General features: G+C 43.0%; 17 protein-coding genes. 7 read left to right on the forward strand and 10 right to left on the reverse strand.

Features of this window, described 5'->3' with window-relative positions; translation table 11 throughout:
* The first annotated feature begins 35 nt into the window (after positions 1–35).
* From KP803_RS18930 to KP803_RS18945, 4 genes are all read left to right on the forward strand, one after another.
* Positions 36–1,751: a proline--tRNA ligase gene (locus tag KP803_RS18930; RefSeq protein ID WP_248010414.1), complete on the forward strand. Its 1,716-nt coding sequence runs from the start codon at positions 36–38 to the stop codon at positions 1,749–1,751.
* A 173-nt stretch (positions 1,752–1,924) separates the two neighbouring features.
* Positions 1,925–2,599: a tellurite resistance TerB family protein gene (locus KP803_RS18935; protein ID WP_248010415.1), complete on the forward strand. Its 675-nt coding sequence runs from the start codon at positions 1,925–1,927 to the stop codon at positions 2,597–2,599.
* Between the two features lie 106 nt (positions 2,600–2,705).
* On the forward strand, positions 2,706–2,912 hold the full coding sequence (locus KP803_RS18940; protein WP_248010416.1) for a YaeP family protein: 207 nt from the start codon (positions 2,706–2,708) through the stop codon (positions 2,910–2,912).
* Positions 2,912–3,103 (forward strand): DUF4250 domain-containing protein, encoded by a 192-nt coding sequence (locus KP803_RS18945; RefSeq protein WP_248010417.1) that lies wholly within the window; start codon positions 2,912–2,914, stop codon positions 3,101–3,103. Before KP803_RS18940 ends, KP803_RS18945 begins: the two co-directional genes overlap by 1 nt.
* 79 nt (positions 3,104–3,182) lie before the next feature.
* Here KP803_RS18945 and KP803_RS18950 read toward each other — a convergent pair whose 3' ends face one another.
* The 3 genes from KP803_RS18950 to purL all read right to left on the reverse strand — a co-directional run bounded on the left by KP803_RS18950 (position 3,183) and on the right by purL (position 9,285).
* Positions 3,183–3,488: a DUF3622 domain-containing protein gene (locus tag KP803_RS18950; protein ID WP_248010418.1), complete on the reverse strand. Its 306-nt coding sequence runs from the start codon at positions 3,486–3,488 to the stop codon at positions 3,183–3,185.
* A gap of 184 nt (positions 3,489–3,672) precedes the next feature.
* Entirely contained in the window at positions 3,673–5,199 is a 1,527-nt protein-coding gene (locus KP803_RS18955) for a diguanylate cyclase (protein ID WP_248010419.1), read from the reverse strand.
* A gap of 189 nt (positions 5,200–5,388) precedes the next feature.
* Positions 5,389–9,285, reverse strand: a complete 3,897-nt coding sequence (gene purL, locus KP803_RS18960) for a phosphoribosylformylglycinamidine synthase (RefSeq protein ID WP_248010420.1) — start codon at positions 9,283–9,285, stop codon at positions 5,389–5,391.
* 572 nt (positions 9,286–9,857) lie between these two features.
* On the opposite strand from purL, the gene mltF reads away from it, so the two are divergent.
* Together mltF and KP803_RS21960 are read left to right on the forward strand one after the other, a co-directional pair.
* Positions 9,858–11,399 (forward strand): membrane-bound lytic murein transglycosylase MltF, encoded by a 1,542-nt coding sequence (gene mltF, locus KP803_RS18965; RefSeq protein WP_248010421.1) that lies wholly within the window; start codon positions 9,858–9,860, stop codon positions 11,397–11,399.
* Between the two features lie 227 nt (positions 11,400–11,626).
* Positions 11,627–11,758: a hypothetical protein gene (locus KP803_RS21960; RefSeq protein WP_282437335.1), complete on the forward strand. Its 132-nt coding sequence runs from the start codon at positions 11,627–11,629 to the stop codon at positions 11,756–11,758.
* A gap of 139 nt (positions 11,759–11,897) precedes the next feature.
* On the opposite strand, the gene tadA is transcribed toward KP803_RS21960, so the two are convergent.
* From tadA to KP803_RS18995, 6 genes are all read right to left on the reverse strand, one after another.
* Positions 11,898–12,425 (reverse strand): tRNA adenosine(34) deaminase TadA, encoded by a 528-nt coding sequence (gene tadA, locus KP803_RS18970; RefSeq protein ID WP_248010422.1) that lies wholly within the window; start codon positions 12,423–12,425, stop codon positions 11,898–11,900.
* A gap of 142 nt (positions 12,426–12,567) precedes the next feature.
* Positions 12,568–14,127, reverse strand: a complete 1,560-nt coding sequence (locus tag KP803_RS18975; RefSeq protein ID WP_248010423.1) for an AbgT family transporter — start codon at positions 14,125–14,127, stop codon at positions 12,568–12,570.
* Positions 14,128–14,427: 300 nt separating this feature from the next.
* A complete protein-coding gene (locus KP803_RS18980; RefSeq protein WP_248010424.1) occupies positions 14,428–14,841 on the reverse strand; it encodes a type IV pilus modification PilV family protein in 414 nt (137 codons plus the stop codon).
* Positions 14,831–16,156 (reverse strand): hypothetical protein, encoded by a 1,326-nt coding sequence (locus tag KP803_RS18985; RefSeq protein ID WP_248010425.1) that lies wholly within the window; start codon positions 16,154–16,156, stop codon positions 14,831–14,833. Before KP803_RS18985 ends, KP803_RS18980 begins: the two co-directional genes overlap by 11 nt.
* The gene (locus tag KP803_RS18990; RefSeq protein ID WP_248010426.1) at positions 16,153–16,743 is read right to left on the reverse strand and encodes a hypothetical protein; all 591 of its coding nucleotides are present in this window, start codon (positions 16,741–16,743) and stop codon (positions 16,153–16,155) included. Before KP803_RS18990 ends, KP803_RS18985 begins: the two co-directional genes overlap by 4 nt.
* Entirely contained in the window at positions 16,724–17,233 is a 510-nt protein-coding gene (locus KP803_RS18995) for a pilus assembly FimT family protein (RefSeq protein ID WP_248010427.1), read from the reverse strand. The genes KP803_RS18990 and KP803_RS18995 overlap by 20 nt, the downstream gene beginning before the upstream one ends.
* Before the next feature lie 101 nt (positions 17,234–17,334).
* On the opposite strand from KP803_RS18995, the gene KP803_RS19000 reads away from it, so the two are divergent.
* Positions 17,335–17,763, forward strand: a complete 429-nt coding sequence (locus KP803_RS19000) for a type IV pilin protein (RefSeq protein ID WP_248010428.1) — start codon at positions 17,335–17,337, stop codon at positions 17,761–17,763.
* Positions 17,764–17,855: 92 nt separating this feature from the next.
* Here the strand turns inward: KP803_RS19000 and KP803_RS19005 are convergent, their stop codons facing one another.
* Positions 17,856–18,245 carry a hypothetical protein gene (locus tag KP803_RS19005; protein ID WP_248010429.1) on the reverse strand — a complete coding sequence of 130 codons (390 nt, stop codon included), beginning with the start codon at positions 18,243–18,245 and terminating at the stop codon, positions 17,856–17,858.
* Positions 18,246–18,439: the final 194 nt, after the last annotated feature.

The following is an 18,439-nucleotide window of genomic DNA, read 5'->3' on the forward strand; positions in this document are numbered from 1 at the left end:
CTTAAGGCGTTTAACTTAGATGAACGGATATAATAATGCGCACCAGTAACTATCTTCTTGCTACTCTGAAAGAGACTCCAAACGACGCAGAAGTCATTAGCCACCAGCTGATGCTACGTGCAGGTATGGTCCGTAAGCTCGCTTCAGGTCTATACACTTGGCTACCAACTGGCCTACGTGTGCTACGTAAAGTTGAAAACATCGTTCGCCAAGAGATCGATAATGCCGGCGCGGTTGAAACACTAATGCCTGTTGTTCAACCATTCGAACTTTGGGAAGAGACAGGTCGTGCTGAAAAAATGGGCGCAGAACTGCTTCGCTTTACCGATCGTCACAGCCGTCCGTTTATTCTTAGCCCAACAGCTGAAGAAGTGATTACTAGCCTTGTTCGTAACGAAGTTAACTCTTACAAACAGCTTCCACTGAACTTGTACCAAATTCAGACTAAATTCCGTGATGAAAGACGCCCTCGTTTCGGTGTAATGCGTGCTCGTGAATTCTCAATGATGGATGCATACAGCTTTGACATTGATAAAGAAGGTCTAGAGAAATCTTACCAAGCGATGCACGAAGCATACTGTAAAGCATTCGATCGCATGGGCCTTGATTATCGCCCAGTTCTGGCCGATACCGGTGCTATCGGTGGTAACGGTTCTCACGAGTTCCACGTTCTAGCGGAAAGTGGCGAAGACCTGATCGCATTCTCTTCTGAGTCTGACTACGCAGCGAACATTGAAAAAGCGGAAGCGCTTGCTCCTACTACTGAGCGTGCAGCGCCTTCTCAAGAGATGACGCTGGTTGATACACCAAACGCAAAAACCATCGCCGAGCTTGTTGAACAATTTGAAATGCCGATTGAAAAGACAGTGAAAACACTGTTTGTTAAGGCATCAGATGAGATTGAAGCTGAGATCGTTGCATTGATCATTCGTGGTGATCATGAGCTAAACGAAATCAAAGCAGAAAACCTATCACAGGTTGCGTCTCCACTAGAAATGGCAGATGAAGCAACAATCCGTGCTCTAGTCGGCGCTGGCCCTGGTTCACTAGGCCCTGTTGGTCTTGAGCTACCTTTCATTGTTGATCGTAGCGTTGCTGTTATGAGTGATTTTGGCGCAGGTGCAAACGTCGATGACAAACACTACTTCGGTATCAACTGGGGTCGTGATGTTGAACTTGGTCAAGTTGAAGATTTACGTAACGTAGTTGAAGGCGATGCAAGCCCATGTGGTCAAGGTACTATTCAGCTAAAACGTGGTATTGAAGTTGGCCATATCTTCCAATTGGGCAAAAACTACTCAGAGAAAATGAACTGTAACGTTCTTGGTCCTGATGGTAAGAGTACGATCCTTGAGATGGGCTGTTACGGCATCGGTGTATCACGCGTAGTTGCGTCGGCTATCGAGCAAAACCATGATAAATTCGGCATCATCTGGCCTGAAGCGATTGCACCATTCCAAGTTGCAATCGTTCCAATGAACATGCACAAATCTGAGCGAGTTAAAGAAGCCGCTGAGAAACTCTACGCTGAGCTAACCGCTATGGGTATTGAAGTACTGTTTGATGATCGTAAAGAGCGTCCTGGCGTCATGTTCAAAGATATCGAGCTTGTGGGAATTCCACACACCATCGTTATCGGTGACCGCAGCATGGATGAAGGAAACTTCGAATATAAGAACCGTCGTGCGGGTGAGAAATCTGCCATTCCAATGACGGATATTGTTGAGCATGTAAAAGCACAACTAAAATAAGAAGTCTTTAACTCTCTAAAAGGGTTGGCAATTGGCCAACCCTTTTTCTTTTCTCGTTCCTAACAACCTCTTCCTCTCCCCCTACCACTCCTTTATTTATAAAATTACAACATGTTAATCTTGTGTTCATTCACTCCACTTTAGACTTCAACTAAATCTACTGGAGGTGTTTTATGAATCTAACTAGTCTTCTCAACCAAGCGCTCAAATCTGACATCCTAAAACAGGGCTCTGAAAAATTAAGTAAACATGCATCTGGCCTTGGCTCAATGAGTACAGACAAAGGAAAATTGAAAACGTTAGGAGCTGGAGCCATTGGAGGCGGTTTAATTGTAGCGCTTATGGGATCAAAAAAAGCGCGAAAGGTAGGTTCTAAAGTGGCCGTAGTGGGCGGTGCTGCTGCACTCGGGACATTAGCATACAAAGTGTATAATGATTGGCAGGCAAAACAACCAACTCACACTTCTGAAAACACGTCATCAGCTTCCTTTGATGAAACAGACAGTAGCCATCAAGTTCTTATCCTCAAGGCCATGATTGCCGCCGCTAAATCCGATGGTCATGTAGACGAACAAGAAATGCAGCGAATCGAACTCGCTGTTTCTGAAATGGACGCAGATAGCTCTGTACAACAATTGATTCATCAAGAGCTAAATAAGCCCCTCGACCCAAGTGAGATAGCACGACTTGCAAACTCCCCTCAGCAAGCGAGCGAAATTTATCTGGCTTCGCTACTCGTAGTGGATGAACAGAATTTTATGGAAAAAAGTTACCTACAAGAGCTAAGTAAACAACTCAATCTTGATTCAGAAGTCACTTATCAGTTAGAGCAACAAGTACAAGGCTAACTTTCAACCAGACTCTAGCACTCCTTGAGATAAAACAAACTCCCGCTTTGTTTTTACTTTAGCCAATGTGTATATTGAGAGCAGTTATCATTTTTAGGAAATAGGCATGCAAGTATACGGTTGCTGTGATTTAGTTCGTGAGCTTTACGCTCAAATTGGCAGTGGTGATCAAGGGTATATACCACAAGCTATTTCATGTGCAGTAAAAGCACTCAATGAAGTCGCAGCAGATGAAACACTCCCGAAAGAGACTCGAGAAAAAGCGGCATTTGCAGCCGCAAATCTCTTGATCTCGGATTTTGAGGATAAGTAATGCAGCTTTCAAATTTTGAAACGATGGATCCCATCATGCTAATGAGCATTGTGAACATGAAACTTCGTGACGATTTTGGTGGTGATCTTGATAAATTAGTATCTTACTTCGAAATTGAACGAGCATCATTAGAGGCTAAGTTAGCAACGGCTGGTTTTGATTTTTTACCAGAAGCCGGTCAGTTTCGTTAGCGTGTGATTTATAAATCAAGCATACAAAAAAACCGCCAGTTGGCGGTTTTCTTTTTCTAACGCTGTAATAACGCAAGAATTATTCTGCATCATCTTCAGCAGCAAGACGTGCTTCGCGTCTTTGCTCTGCTTCACGAGCAGCCGCCGCTTCGCGTTCTTCACGCTCTTGGCGTTGTTGACCTTTACGCTCGTTACGTTCAGCTTGGTTTTTAACGAAACCAGCAAGCTCTTTCTCAGCCCAAGCTTGCGCTTCAGCTTCTGTTTCAAAGCCCATTTCACGCTTTGATACGACAACTTTACGTGAAGTTACTTGGCGCGTAATTTCAGCAGCCCAGCCAGTACGCTTTTCAGTTAAGCGGATAGCAAATTTTTTATTTGAAGCCATTTTTATATTCCTAAGGGATTAATCAGGGATTGCCCAACGCTAAGAAATCTATCTATATTGAGCGCGTTTAAAACCATCCCTTGGTAAGCGCGGTATTAGAGCATAAATAGATTTACTTTGCTGCTGTTTTATCAACTCACTTTCATCAAATTACAACCTATTTACTGATTTTTAGGTTGAAAGTTTAACTGCCATCTATAATGCTTGTCCCGTTTCGTCCATTTTCTTTCACTTTATAGAGTTCTATGTCCGCTTTATGGATCAAACTTTGATAGTTCTCGGTTGAGCCTCTCACACACTGTATTCCTCCGACACTGACCGTTAAGGTTTCTGCTACTTTTGAATACTCATGTAATATCCCTAAGGTCTTCATATTCATATGAATTTGCTTGGCAATCGCTAAGCTATCAAACGGTGTTGAAGCAGCAATCACTAAACAGAACTCTTCTCCGCCAAAACGAGCAAGCACTTGCTTTTCAATCTGTATCGACTTCGGCAACCGCTTTGCAACTCGCTCAAGAGCTTGATCCCCTGCTAAATGACCATAGTGGTCGTTATAGGGTTTAAAATAGTCAATATCGATCATAAAAAACGTTAAATAGGCGACTTTAGGGTCATCTATCCATTTCGTTGTTAACTTTTCTAATAGACGCTTATTGGCAAGCCCAGTTAAAAAGTCGTGCTCCGATTGCCACTTTAGTTCCTTTCGACTTGCATCTATCTCATTCACCAGTTTATTGATTGTCATTGAAAACTGTTTCATCTCTTTAGAGACAAACTGCTGATCATCTGGGAGAGTTTTACCTTGTTGAGCAAACTCGATAAGAGCCTTACGCGCTTGTTTAATTGGCGCAGTTAACTTATGAACTAACAGCATATTCATTAAGAACAGTGTCAATGAAAAACCAATCACAACACTGAGCTCATCAACTTCAATAAACGTAGGACGAATAATACTGTGGATGATCTTTATATTGATGTTGATATTGGATATTGGGTCAAGATAGTTTAAATAACTCTCAGCAGAAGAGCCATGTTCGTGGTGAAAAACAGGAATGGTTTTTAAAGTTCTAATCGACACCTCTAGCCCTGTGGTCTTCTCGACCAACTGCAGATAGTCAGGCTCGAGCGGGGCAATAAAGATAAGAAAGCCGTTATTGCACTCTAGCGCTTCACTGTTACAGATTCGAGCTAGTGAGTAGATATAAGCATGCTCTTCAAATGCAATTAACCCCGTAAGCGCGTTAAGCTTATCCACAGGTGTTTGTTCAGCTTTATGCAATAACAGATCAAAATAACTGGGGAGCTCTTTCCCCATCAATACTTCTTTCTCTTGTATATGATCATAACGTCTGGAATAAACGGTTTCTTTATCCTTATTAAAGACAATCACCCCCTCTAGCCCCATAGAACTCAACGTATGGATATTAAGATCATCTTTACGGAAGGCTTCGTTTCCATCACTAGCAAATTCAGCCATTGAGTCCCATGCTGCATAATCTGACAGCTTACCTTCTAAGTCATCTTTAGCTAGAGTAAGCATGGTATTAACTTGTTGCAGCTCTCTCTCATGAATGCTTTCGATTTGCGCTAAGGCTTTGTCATAAGACCAAAAAAATTTAAAAACAAAATAAGCGCAAAGAAACATGACAACAATAACAAAGGACATCAATCCAGAAAGGGTTCTCATGCTCCAGTTCGATACCGACATTCCATGCTTCTCCTTTAAGACATGTACTTATTACCTTAGCTAGCGCCCTCAATTTTAGCCAATATCAATACACACCTCAGCAAACTCAGCTTACGACTTAGTTATCATACCTTCCAATCGCCCAAAAAAAATCGCCACTCAATGAGTGACGATTTCTATATTTTAAGATAAATCAATTTACGCTAATCGTTAGCCTACGTTTTTACGTGCATTTTGGAACATACGCATCCAAGCACCGTTTTCACCCCAACCTTCTGGAGCCCAAGAGTTAGCAACCGTACGGAATACTCGCTCTGGGTGAGGCATCATGATAGTCACGCGGCCATCAGTCGTTGTAAGACCTGTAATAGCGTTTGGTGAACCATTCGGGTTATTTGGGTATTGCTGCGTTTGGTTACCGTTGTTATCAACATAACGTAGCGCTACTGTACCTGAACTTTCAATCGCCGATAGGTGCTCACCATCTCGTACTTCTACGCGGCCTTCACCGTGAGAAACCGCGATTGGCATGCGAGAACCTTCCATCCCATCGAAGAATACAGAATCTGATTTCTGAACTTCAACTAGGCTGAAACGAGCCTCAAAACGCTCAGATTCGTTACGAACGAAACGTGGCCAGTTATTTGCGCCTGGAATCAGCTCTTTTAAATTCGACAACATCTGACAGCCGTTACACACACCTAGTGAGAACGTGTCTTCACGTTGGAAGAAGCCTTCAAATTGGTTACGAGCTTGTTCGTTAAATAGAACAGACTTCGCCCAACCTTCACCAGCGCCTAGAACGTCACCGTAAGAGAAGCCGCCACAAGCAACAAGACCGTTGTACTCTTCAAGTACAGCAGAACCTGTCAGGATATCACTCATGTGGATATCCGTTGCTTCAAAGCCAGCGCGATCAAACGCCGCTGCCATTTCAACATGAGAGTTAACACCTTGTTCACGTAGAATTGCCATTTTAGGTTTAGCACCTGTCGCAATGTATGGTGCAGCAATATCTTCGTTAACATCGAAGCTTAACTTAACATTTAGACCTGGGTCTGAGTTGTCTTTCTTCGCTTCATGCTCTTGGTCTGCACAGATAGGGTTATCACGTAAACCCTGCATCTTATGTGTTGTTTCAGCCCAGATAGTACGTAATTCTGTACGGTTGCGTTCAACAACAACTGTGTCACCAGACTTAATCACTAACTCATCAGACGCTTCTACTGAGCCGATAACGTGTGAACATTCCGCTAAGCCGTTTTCTGCTAGCGTTGCTTTCACAGCGTCTAGGTCTTCGTTACGAACTTGAATTACCGCACCAAGCTCTTCATTGAATAGTGCTGCTAGCGTGTCTTCGCCTAGCGCTGCAATATCAGCATTAACACCACAGTGACCTGCAAACGCCATTTCAGCAAGAGTAACGAATAGACCGCCATCGCCTTTATCGTGGTAAGCAACAACTTGATCGTTTGCTACCAGAGCTTGAACGCCTTCGTAGAAGCCTTTTAGTTGCGCTGCGTTATCTACATCTGCTGGCTTATCACCAAGCTGCTTGTAAACTTGTGCAAGCGCCGTAGCACCCATGCGGTTTTGGCCGTTACCTAGGTCTATAAGTACTAGACTTGAAGCGCCTTTGTCAGTACGCAGTTGAGGAGTAATTGTCTTACGAACATCCTCAACACGAGCAAACGCTGTGATAACGAGAGATAGCGGAGACGTTACTTCTTTCTGCTCACCATTCTCTTCCCACTTGGTCTTCATAGACATTGAGTCTTTACCAACTGGAATCGTTAAGCCAAGTGCAGGACAAAGCTCTTCACCAACTGCTTTTACCGCTTCGTAAAGACCCGCGTCTTCACCTGGGTGACCAGCTGGAGACATCCAGTTAGCAGACAATTTAATGTGTTTGATATCGCCAATGTTTGTCGCTGCTATGTTAGTGATTGCTTCACCAACCGCTAGACGAGCAGATGCACCGAAGTCTAGAAGTGCAACAGGAGTACGCTCACCAAGAGACATCGCCTCACCGTGGTAAGAGTCGTAGCTCGCTGCCGTTACTGCGCAGTTAGCAACAGGAACCTGCCAAGGGCCTACCATTTGGTCGCGAGCAACAAGGCCAGTTACCGAGCGGTCACCAATGGTGATTAGGAATGTTTTCTCTGCAACGGTTGGGAGACGTAGAACACGGTTAACCGCTTCATTCATCTCAATGCCAGAACGGTCAATCGCAGGATTGCTTACTTTCAGCGTTTTCGCATCACGGTGCATCTTAGGTGTTTTACCTAAAAGAATGTCCATTGGCATGTCGATTGGCGTATTGTCGAAGTGTGAATCTTCTAATTTAAGATCACGTTCTTCAGTCGCTTTACCAACCACTGCGTATGGTGCACGTTCGCGTTTACAAATTGCATCGAACGTTGCCATGTCTTTATCAGCAACGGCCATAACGTAACGCTCTTGAGATTCGTTACACCAAATTTCAAGAGGGCTCATGCCCGGCTCATCGTTTGGCACATCACGCAGATTAAAGATACCGCCACGCTCACCATCGTCTACAAGCTCAGGAAGTGCGTTCGAGATGCCGCCCGCGCCCACATCGTGGATGAATGCGATTGGGTTTGCATCACCTAGTTGCCAACAACGGTCAATAACTTCCTGACAACGACGTTCCATCTCTGGGTTTTCACGCTGTACCGAAGCGAAATCTAAATCTTCAGAAGAAGAACCAGAATCCATTGAAGATGCCGCACCGCCACCAAGGCCGATGTTCATCGCCGGACCACCAAGAACAATCAGGCTTGCACCGACTGGGATCTCTTTTTTCTGAACATGATCGTCACGAATGTTACCTAGACCACCAGCCAGCATGATTGGCTTATGGTAACCACGAACTTCTTCACCTGCGTGCGAGTTAACTTTCTCTTCGTAAGTACGGAAGTAACCTAGCAGGTTTGGACGACCAAATTCGTTGTTGAATGCTGCGCCACCAAGAGGGCCTTCAAGCATGATATCCAAAGCTGTCACGATACGGCTTGGCTTACCAAAGTCAGTTTCCCAAGGCTGTACGAAGTTTGGAATCTTAAGGTTAGATACAGAGAATGCCACTAGACCCGCTTTTGGCTTACCACCAATACCTGTCGCGCCTTCATCACGGATTTCACCGCCTGAACCTGTTGATGCGCCCGGCCATGGAGAAATAGCAGTTGGGTGATTGTGCGTTTCAACTTTCATCAAGATGTGTGTTTGTTCTTGGTGGTAGCTGTACTGGCGAGTTTCTGGATCTGGGAAGAAGCGACCAACCTCTGAACCTGTCATTACCGCAGCGTTATCTTTGTATGCCGACAGAACGTTTTCAGGCGTCACTTCGAATGTATTTTTAATCATTTTAAATAATGATTTATCTTGCTTAACGCCATCAATTGTCCAATCAGCGTTGAAGATCTTATGACGACAGTGCTCTGAGTTCGCTTGTGCAAACATCATTAACTCGATGTCAGTCGGGTTACGCTCAAGCTTTACTGTAAAGCTTTCAAGTAGGTAATCAATCTCATCTTCTGCAAGAGCAAGACCAAGCGTCACGTTAGCAACTTCCAAAGCTTTACGACCACCAGAAATAAGATCAACCTCTGCATAAGGTGCAGGCTCAGCAACTTGGAAAAGCGCTTCCGCTAATTCGAAATCAGTGAAAACCACTTCCATCATACGATCGTGTAGGATTGCTTTTAGTTCAACTAACTGAAGCTCAGACAGCTCAGAAGAAGATTCAATATAGTAAGCCGTACCGCGCTCTAAACGTGCAATCTTATCTAGACCACAGTTGTTAGCGATATCGGTCGACTTTGAAGACCAAGGAGAGATAGTACCCGGACGAGGTGTAGCAAGCAGCAGTAAACCTGTTGGCTCATGCTCTTCAATCGTTGGACCGTAAGTCAGCAGCTTTTCTAATTTTTCTACTTCAGACGCATCTAGGTCTGCCGTTAGATCAGCAAAGTGGGTAAATTCAGCATAAATACCAGTTACTGGTAAGCTTAATTCACGGCAAAGCTCTAAAAGCTTGTTAACACGAAACTCAGAAAGGGCAGGGGAGCCACGCAAAATTCTCATGTACTTAGGTCTCTTATGCAAGTGGATAGGGTCTATTTACCTTTTGCGGTAAAGTTTTGTTCGAGATAAAAGCGTTTTAATCGCGGCGAGAGGTGTGATGCCTAGTCATTCTAAGCAAATACCTCTCAACAAAGAGTAAAACGCTTTTAGCCGAACCCTTCGGGCAGTGCTTGTGACTTATTTCTACGGCGTTATCGACTTATCAGGTAGAAAAACTACACTTCCAAGTCTCTGCCTTGTATAAACAACTCACAAACCACTGCAAAAATCATCTCAAAAGGTCAATAGACCCTGAGGTGATATTGGTATAAATTCAGTGGGTTAGCTTACAAAGCCAAACATGAACTTCGAACTTATGCCGATTGCACCTCTTCTGTTGCGAGCGCATTATAAAGCAATTAGTTTTGTGATGTAACACCAAAAGCAACCGTTTGCGTCATTTTTTTTGTCAATTTGCAGTTACACCTAAATTGATGAATAAATGCTCACTCCGCTCAATCTTTTATGACTCTTCTTTTATAGAGCGTTAGGCTTTGATATAAAAGCGATACTAGAAGTATGAGAACTTAAAAATGTTGAACAGCACACTGTCAAAACTAAAACTGACTGCCGCCTTTATATTTGCATCCGTAATACTGACAGGCTGCCAAATAGAATCAGAGCCAAAAAGTGAGCTCCAAGAGATCCTCGACCGTGGCGTTTTACGTGTGGGCACTCTAAATAATCAACTCTCTTACTATATAGGCCCAGATGGCCCTGCGGGGTTAGATTACGAATTGGTTCGCGAATTTGCTAACGAACTGGGCGTGAAGCTTGAGATGAAACCCGCTTACCGTATGTCTAGCCTCTACCCTGCACTAGAGAATGGTGAGATTGATATTATTGCTGCGGGATTAAGCCAATCGGAAAAACGCTTAAACAATTTTCGTGCTGGTCCTGCCTATTACTATGTGAGCCAACAGCTTGTCTATAAAACGGGACAATGGCGACCAAGGAACATAAATCAACTACTCGAGAGGCAAGAAGAGCTCATTGAGCAAAATGATGGTAACTCGGTAGTAAGCATTGTTGACGACTCACACTTTAAAAACACTCTAGAGCAGTTAAAACATCAGCATGAAACGTTTAACTATGCTGTCGATATCGATGCCGATATTAACGAGCTTTTAAAACAGGTATCTGAAGGTAAGCTTCCGTTTACGGTGGCCGATTCTATCGAGATATCTTTGTCACAGCGTATCTACCCAGATATCGCTATCGCTTTTGAACTGACAGAAGACCAACCTATCTCATGGTTTATCAATCGCTCTGAAGATGAAAGCTTATACGCGCTGCTCATCGAGTACTTTGGCTCCATCAAACAGTCAGGTCAGCTGGCTGCACTTGAAGAGAAGTACATTGGTCATATTGGCAGCTTTGATTATGTTGATACTCGCGCCTTCATTCGCGCCTTAGACAGTAAACTTCCAGAGTGGTCTCCTTTATTCATCAAGCACTCACAAGAGTTTGACTGGCGTTTGATTGCTGCACTGGCTTACCAAGAATCACACTGGAACCCGATAGCTCGCTCACCAACAGGAGTGCGAGGCATGATGATGCTTACCCTACCTACAGCCAAAAGTGTTGGGGTAACGAATCGACTTGATCCTGAGCAGTCCGTATGGGGTGGTGTCGCTTACCTAAGAAAAATGGTGGACCGCATTCCAGATAGTATCTCTGAGCATGAGAAAATCTGGTTTGCCCTTGCGTCGTACAACGTTGGCTTTGGGCATGTGATGGATGCTAGACGCTTAACCAAGCGCCAAGGAGGCAACCCTGACGCTTGGGCTGATGTAAAGGATCGCCTTCCACTACTAAGACAAAAGAAATATTACAGTCAAACCTATTACGGTTTCGCTCGAGGTGATGAGGCAAGAAATTATGTCGAAAATATCCGCCGCTACTATCAGTCGATTATTGGCCATGTAGAGCAGAGAAGCGCAACAACGGGCACCGATACTGAAGGGCTAACCGTTATTGCAGCACCAGAAATCAGCGTATCTGGAGCGGAAGGATCCGAGTCGCCGGCGATTGAACCCGACACACAGAAATCGGATGCTGTTTCTTCTGACTAAGAAACTGGAATTGCAGGGAATTACGTCCTTCTAGCTCAAGTGTGTAATAGAATTTTCTACTATTACACACTTGAAAATCATCTAAATAGCCCTTATATCTTAGTTTGTTCAGACACATTCATATTGCCGTAACATTCCCTTTCTATAAAGGATAGGTAATCGAGTTTGAATGGCTCAAACCGACGTGTTTGAGAAGATAATAGTAAGAACTTAAGGAGTGTTTTATTATGAAACGTAAAATGCAATCCAAGCGTTTGAGTAAGACTGTTTCAGCAACGCGTAGAAAACGTATGCTATCGAATAACAAGAAAAAGATTATTTGGCGAAACCGCACTTACACTCAATTACAGATGGATTAATCAAACAAGCAAGCATCTATCAGACGAGGTAGATTCACAAAAAGCTATCCCAATAGCATGGATGTTTGCTGAAATCCCCCCACTCTAAGTGAACAAACCAAATTCTTTAATCGCCCTAATTTACCCCTGACTGGCTCTCCTACTGTTCGGATTTACCTTCCAAGTCGAGTTTCATTTGCTTCTTTTTCTCTTTAATCTCTTTTCGTCTGCGTTTAAAGAATGCTTGTAGTACTGCTTTACACTCTTCCTCCAATAACCCTTTTTCAACCTCTGCATAGTGATACGCCGCTTGGCTTTCAAATAAATTCAGTACGGTTCCCGCGGCCCCCGCTTTAAGATCAGAAGCGCCAAAAACCACTCGTTTTACTCTGCTGTGTAGGAGCGCTCCAGCGCACATAGGGCAAGGCTCTAATGTGACGTATAAGGTGGTATCAAGTAGTCGGTAATTCTCAAGGGCTTCTCCTGCTTTGCGGAGCACTTCAACTTCAGCGTGCGCGGTGGCATCGTGGTGGCCAATAGATCGGTTCCAGCCCTCGGCAATAATCACTCCCCCCTTAACTAATACCGCTCCAATAGGCACTTCCCCTTCACGCTCAGCCTCTGCTGCAAGCTCTAAAGCGCGACGCATAAAGTGTTCATCTTGTGAGGTGAATTGATCGAGGGGCACTATGTAACTCCAAATAAAAAAGTTGTGATAAACAAAGTTAAGATAAGCGGTCTGCCAGAGTTTACCCTGTTTCAGTAGATAAGAAAAAGCCCGCGATTATAATCGCGGGCTTGAGTATCTGTATATCGCTTAAATTAACAGATTACATTGTGTAAGTGTAAGGAGCATTGATACCTAGAGGAATACCAAGTGCCCAGTAAGCGAGTAGGAAGACAGTCCAACCAATTAGCATCGCGATAGAGAACGGCATCATCAATGCAGCTAGTGTACCGATACCCGTAGACTTCACGTAACGTTGACAGTAAACAACCACAAGAGGGAAGAACACCATTAGTGGAGAAATGATGTTAGACACTGAATCACCAACACGGTAAGCCGCTTGAGATAGCTCAGGAGAGATACCAACAACCATCAACATTGGAACAAGGATTGGGCCAATTAGAGCCCACTTCGCCGATGCAGAACCAACCAGTAGGTTAACAAACGCAGTCAGAAGAATCATACCAACGATCGTAAATTCACCCGACAGGTCCATCGCTTTCAAACCTTCAGCACCGTAAAGCGCAAGCATAGTACCAATGTTTGATTGGCCAAATGCAGATAGGAACTGAGCACAGAAGAACGACATTACAATGTAAGCACCCATCGTAGACATCGTCTCTGACATTGACTTAATGATGTCGTTATTGCTGTTAAACTTACCTGAGATACGACCATAAACGATGCCAGGAATAACAAACAAAATAAAGATAAGTGGAACGATTGACTGCATTAGAGGCGCAGAGAATGCAGTAAGCTCACCTTCCGGAGAACGTAACGCTGAATCTTCTGGCATAAGTGCGAAGACTAAAGCTGCAATACCTGCAACCATTGCCCAACCAGCCCAACGGAATGCTTTAGACTCAATCTCTGTGAACGTACCTAGATCAGGTGCTTCTTCTGCATCTTCATCAACGGGTGTATTAGAAAGACGTGGTTCAATGATTTTCTCAGTTACCCACCAACCGATACCAACGATCAGGAATGAAGAAAGGCCAGTAAAGAAGATGTTCGCTAGAGGGTTAATAATGTACTCAGGATCAAGAACATTTGCTGCTGTTTGCGTAAAGCCAGCTAACAGAGGATCGATACCAGAAGGGATAAAGTTAGCTGAGAAACCACCTGATACACCAGCAAATGCTGCTGCTATACCCGCAAGAGGGTGACGACCCGCTGCGTGGAAGATAATACCACCTAGTGGAATGACTAATACGTAACCGGCATCAGCTGCTGTGTGAGACACAATAGCGACCAAGATAAGCATAGGAGTTAGAAGCTTAGCTGGCGTGAAGTTAAGCATTTTCTTAAGGCCAGTTTGGATAAAGCCAGAAGCGTCAGCAACACCAACACCTAACATCGCAACCAAAACAATGCCTAAAGGAGCAAAGCCAGTAAACGTTGTTACCATGTTTGCCATAAAGCTAGCGAGTGCTTCGCCAGTCAGTAGGTTGTTTACTTCTAACGCATCACCCGTACGTGGGTTGATAAGGTCAAATGAAACATTAGATAAAATCGCAGATGATACCCAGACAATAACGAGTGCCCAGAAAAATAGAATTGCAGGATCAGGAATTTTATTACCTGCTGTTTCAATCGCGTTTAAGAAGCGATCCATGCCGCTCGGCTTCGGCGATGGTGCTTGTTTTGCAGCTTGGCTACTCATGGTAACTCCGTATTTTTTTGATGTGGTTGCCTTAGACCTTATAAATACTATTTGTGGTCTATATAACGCTGCGCATTGTATAAAATTCAGACCTTAAAAGCACAAGGTTCTATGACATTTTCTTTAAACAGAGGCATGTTTTGCAAAAACACAATCTACGTGCAACAAAATAGACACAATTTAGCATACCAAACCAACACAACATTTAAACCTATTAAAAACACACACTAGCCAAATCAATAACCATTAACTTATTTACTATGTAAAATATAAAACCAAAAAAACCAACAAATTCGACATTTAATCGAACTCGCTATATTTAGATAACATTGTCACAATGTTTACTTCTTTATCTTGTTGATAACGATCATGCCAATACCCCTTTATTGATATTGAACTAACCGTATCACTTAAACTCAGTGTCGATTGACAAGTGAGCTGAACATCTAGCGTGGCACTATTCTCAATCATTGCATTGCATTCATCGTGCATATTAATAAATGAGTAGCTTGAGCTTGCCGACGATACTCCTCTTTGACGAAAATACTCTAACTGTGACTCAATCATATACAGAGCTTTTAAACTCGTTTTAGCCTGTTCTGCCCTCGCTTCCACGTAGATCTGAAGCTTAACAAGACCTAAAGAAGCAACCCCAATAAGAATAAAGGCCACCATTACCTCAATTAAGTTGAAACCTTTCTGTTTAGTGATCACTCCAAGACCCCTCTTTCCACTTTGGTTTCGCTGAAAAAACAAAACTCTCAGTGATATCACTGTTATATTGAAGTCGCATTGAGTTATTGAAAAGAGCCATTTGCCCTTGTGTATCAAATATCATTCCCCCAGTAAACTTGAATGAGCCCGATTGAAGATACGTTGCATGTTTGGGTGTTAATGTTGTCGTTGCGCCATAAACAGTCTCAATCGGATCAGTAAAATTGGCATTCAGGTCAGCCTGAAGAGTCGTAGAGAAAGCATCCCAATGTTCAGGATTTGCAGCAAAGTTTTCAGTAAAATGAAAGACAATACCTTCAATTGAACCAGAACCTCGTATACCCAAAACGCCATTATGAACGAGCAAGAATAAATACGTCCCAGAATTGGTTGACTGAATAGCTGTAATTTCGTCTATAGCCGACTGATCAAATTCACAGCTCCCATCAATCCAGACCTTATTGGGTTGGCCTGTGACTAAGTCCGCTTTAAACTTCGCTACACAATCAACATCATTGCCTAGCATGGTGTAACTAAGGAACTCAAAATCAGGATGGTCTCTTACCTGCTCCCAATCTCCACGCTCAAAATCAAATTTCGTTGTAAATGGATTAAGTGTTTCATCTCGTTGGAAGTCTAGTTTCACACCTGTTGAGACATAGTTATTACTCGCATCCTGCCAAATACCATTGATTCCTCCAATACCTGTCTTATGGGAAGGAGCACAATCAGAACTATTATCAAAGTCTTCACTTGGTTTAGATATTGTACTCCCTACACCTTGGTTACTTATGTTCCCTTTAATAATGATATTGCTCCGGACAACCACGGCTACACATTCATACATACCGTCACTATTTTTCTCTCCTGGGTCTGGAGGTGGAAATTCTGCATTACCAAATACAACTAAATCAGACGTTGACTTAATTGCGCCCGCCCCCGAGTCACTCGTAAAAACAATCGTCTTACCAATTTCTCTATTACCATACTTTGCGATAAGTCTTTCTGGATCAGCACTGCTGGCTTGAAGATAAACAAGATCCATATCAGAGCAGGTCGTGTTTAAATCAATTGGGATGCTAGTGTCATTATTGAGTACGATCGAGCTAAACCCGCACTCTAGCCCTCCCTCTGCACGCCAATGTGCTTTCCGAGCATCAATTTGGTTATTGGCGACTTTTATCTGGTAGAACACACCTCGATAGGATCCTAGCGCAAAAGCTAACGCGCCCATTAAAAGTAACGCCGTGACGAGCAATGCCGTTGCACCTCGTTGAGCCTTTAACCCATCAATACATACCATTCCATTTTTCATAGCCAGTTCCTTTGCTTGATTGCCATCGAAACAGACTGGTTATATCCACCATCAAGTAGTTCAGCTTCTAGGTAAACATGAGTTAATAAATTGGTTGCGCTGCTGGTAACCAAAGGTGTTGTCGTTATTGCCATGGATACGACCTTCATAATATTTTGATCGAGCAAGTTTGCGCATCCTGTTAAGTTATCTAACGATGCGATAACCATGTCCTTTCTTTCACAGCTATAAAGAGAGCCATCACTTAACCTATATTTAATATTCTGGTACTTGTTTATGTTTGGTAAGTAGTAAACAAAACCGATGCTTGCCCCACTTACTGCAACTGTACTGGTCGCTCCTTGAAGTGTGAGAGAGTTTCCAGAACCACCATCAAATCCTGCTCTTTGCATATCCGCTCTCATCATGGAACTTGTGCTCATTAAACTCTGTAAAACGAGTAACTCAAGAGTGCGCTCTTTAGCAATTTTCTGTCCTGTGAGAAATACCGAGCCGATAATACCAAGCGCAATAATTCCAATAAGCGCAGAGACCATCACTTCAATCATTGCAATGCCCTTCTGATGCTTAGCAGCTTTTATAGCCATAATGCTCCCCTCCTATACCGCACACTTTGACTCTTCCTGGTGGGTTAGAAGTTTTGAGTGCAAGTTGGTTAGATCCGTTCTGAATAGGCTTAAAAAAGAAACTGCCCGACTTTGGCCTTCCTCTAATTTCGTCAAACACAATTTGCTGAGAACTATAGGTATGCTCAACTTTTAGACCATGAAAGGGTCTACCATCGAAATAGGCGATATGGTTGGCGGTATCTAGATCATCAGAGTCCGCTAGAGTAATACTCCATGCTCCGGTCGAATTTTCGGTATTTTCAGCAATCGAAAAGTGGGCATACAGCTTTTTATTTCTCAGAACGGTTTCGGATTTAGCCTGAATAATGAAGCCATTAACCTCTGTTGCCAATCGCTTCATCTTGCTCATTGACACTAAATAACTAAAACTAGGTGCGGCAAAAGCGAGAAGAATTCCACACAAACTAATCGTTATCACCAACTCTAACAAAGTAAACCCGCGAGTCATTTCCCAACTTCCTATGAAATTCGTTGTTTATAATCTAATTCACTTGCGCTGATGCTAACAGCTCATAAAAATAGGGGTAAAATATCTCAGGACAACTCGTGATGATTCAATTAATCAACTGTAATCTCTACAAAAAAAGAGCACTTGGAATGACGCTGATCGAATTATTGCTCACTATCTCTATCGTTACGATCTTAGCAACCATTGCTTACCCTCGTTATACTGACCACATCCTAAAAGCCCATAGAACGACAGCTAAAGCTGATATGTTGCGTATGCAGCTTCTGTTAGAAGAGAGCTATCAAGGAAGCTATGATTGGTCTAATCTCATCTCAGGAGGGAGCTGTACGATATGCGACAGTGATACTGATAGGTATCAATTTTCGGTGGCAAGTTCAGCGACAACGCCCTATACCATCGTTGCTACTGCGCAGACGACGAAAGGGCAACATAACGATGATTGCTTAGATAACGATCAAGTAATGAAATTGGATTCTAAAGGTCAAAGAATCCCTGTAGATTGTTGGTAAATAAGAACTATGAACAAAAAAACGTAACTAAAATGAATTAAGTTACGCTTTCTAATTAAAAGCTGAAAAGATTTAAAACTTAAAAGAGATAACTAAAAATAGACTCTCAAACCCGCTTTAGCTTCTAATTCAAATTGCATTTCATCAAGGTATAAATTCGGTCCCACATCGATATAGAACCCCATCGGCTTTACCCTTAATTCAGCGCCTATTCCTGAGGTGACAGCCATATAATGTGTATTACGGTCAATATATTGGCCACCGACAAATAAATACAACGGCGTATTAGAAACTTGAAACGATTTGTTGGCCCCCAAACCAAATTGATCATCGAGACTTAGATTGAACCGAATATCATTATGTTTGAATTCTAGCCCCCAAAATGGTTCGCCAACAAAAAGCCCCACTGCCGTATCAGCCTTCGCAGTAAGACTTGCTAAGCAAAGCCCAACCACTAGCATTGTTTTTCTAACGATGTTCACATCTCACCTTCAATTTCGGATATTTGAAAGCGACGAGACTATCAGGAGTTAGGCATAATTAGGTAAATAGAAATGAATATTGACGCAGCTTTTACAGCTGCTGATAAAGCAAACAAAATTATGACGCTAGACTAACAGCACTTTGAAAAATTTGGTCGTTTAACAATAGATCGGTAGAGGAATCGAGTTAAAAA

Source organism: Vibrio amylolyticus (assembly GCF_023145695.1).
In the GTDB taxonomy this organism is placed as follows: domain Bacteria; phylum Pseudomonadota; class Gammaproteobacteria; order Enterobacterales; family Vibrionaceae; genus Vibrio; species Vibrio amylolyticus.

Excerpts from the sequence above, each read along its gene's own strand:
- KP803_RS18950 (WP_248010418.1), bottom strand. The coding sequence starts at position 3,488 with ATGGCTTCAAATAAAAAATTTGCTATCCGCTTAACTGAAAAGCGTACT.
- mltF (WP_248010421.1), top strand. The coding sequence starts at position 9,858 with ATGTTGAACAGCACACTGTCAAAACTAAAACTGACTGCCGCCTTTATA.
- KP803_RS18975 (WP_248010423.1), bottom strand. The coding sequence starts at position 14,127 with ATGAGTAGCCAAGCTGCAAAACAAGCACCATCGCCGAAGCCGAGCGGC.
- KP803_RS18995 (WP_248010427.1), bottom strand. The coding sequence starts at position 17,233 with ATGACTCGCGGGTTTACTTTGTTAGAGTTGGTGATAACGATTAGTTTG.
- KP803_RS21960 (WP_282437335.1), top strand. The coding sequence starts at position 11,627 with ATGAAACGTAAAATGCAATCCAAGCGTTTGAGTAAGACTGTTTCAGCA.
- KP803_RS18935 (WP_248010415.1), top strand. The coding sequence starts at position 1,925 with ATGAATCTAACTAGTCTTCTCAACCAAGCGCTCAAATCTGACATCCTA.
- KP803_RS18945 (WP_248010417.1), top strand. The coding sequence starts at position 2,912 with ATGCAGCTTTCAAATTTTGAAACGATGGATCCCATCATGCTAATGAGC.
- KP803_RS18985 (WP_248010425.1), bottom strand. The coding sequence starts at position 16,156 with ATGAAAAATGGAATGGTATGTATTGATGGGTTAAAGGCTCAACGAGGT.
- KP803_RS19000 (WP_248010428.1), top strand. The coding sequence starts at position 17,335 with ATGATTCAATTAATCAACTGTAATCTCTACAAAAAAAGAGCACTTGGA.
- KP803_RS18940 (WP_248010416.1), top strand. The coding sequence starts at position 2,706 with ATGCAAGTATACGGTTGCTGTGATTTAGTTCGTGAGCTTTACGCTCAA.
- KP803_RS18930 (WP_248010414.1), top strand. The coding sequence starts at position 36 with ATGCGCACCAGTAACTATCTTCTTGCTACTCTGAAAGAGACTCCAAAC.
- KP803_RS18990 (WP_248010426.1), bottom strand. The coding sequence starts at position 16,743 with ATGGCTATAAAAGCTGCTAAGCATCAGAAGGGCATTGCAATGATTGAA.
- purL (WP_248010420.1), bottom strand. The coding sequence starts at position 9,285 with ATGAGAATTTTGCGTGGCTCCCCTGCCCTTTCTGAGTTTCGTGTTAAC.
- KP803_RS18955 (WP_248010419.1), bottom strand. The coding sequence starts at position 5,199 with ATGTCGGTATCGAACTGGAGCATGAGAACCCTTTCTGGATTGATGTCC.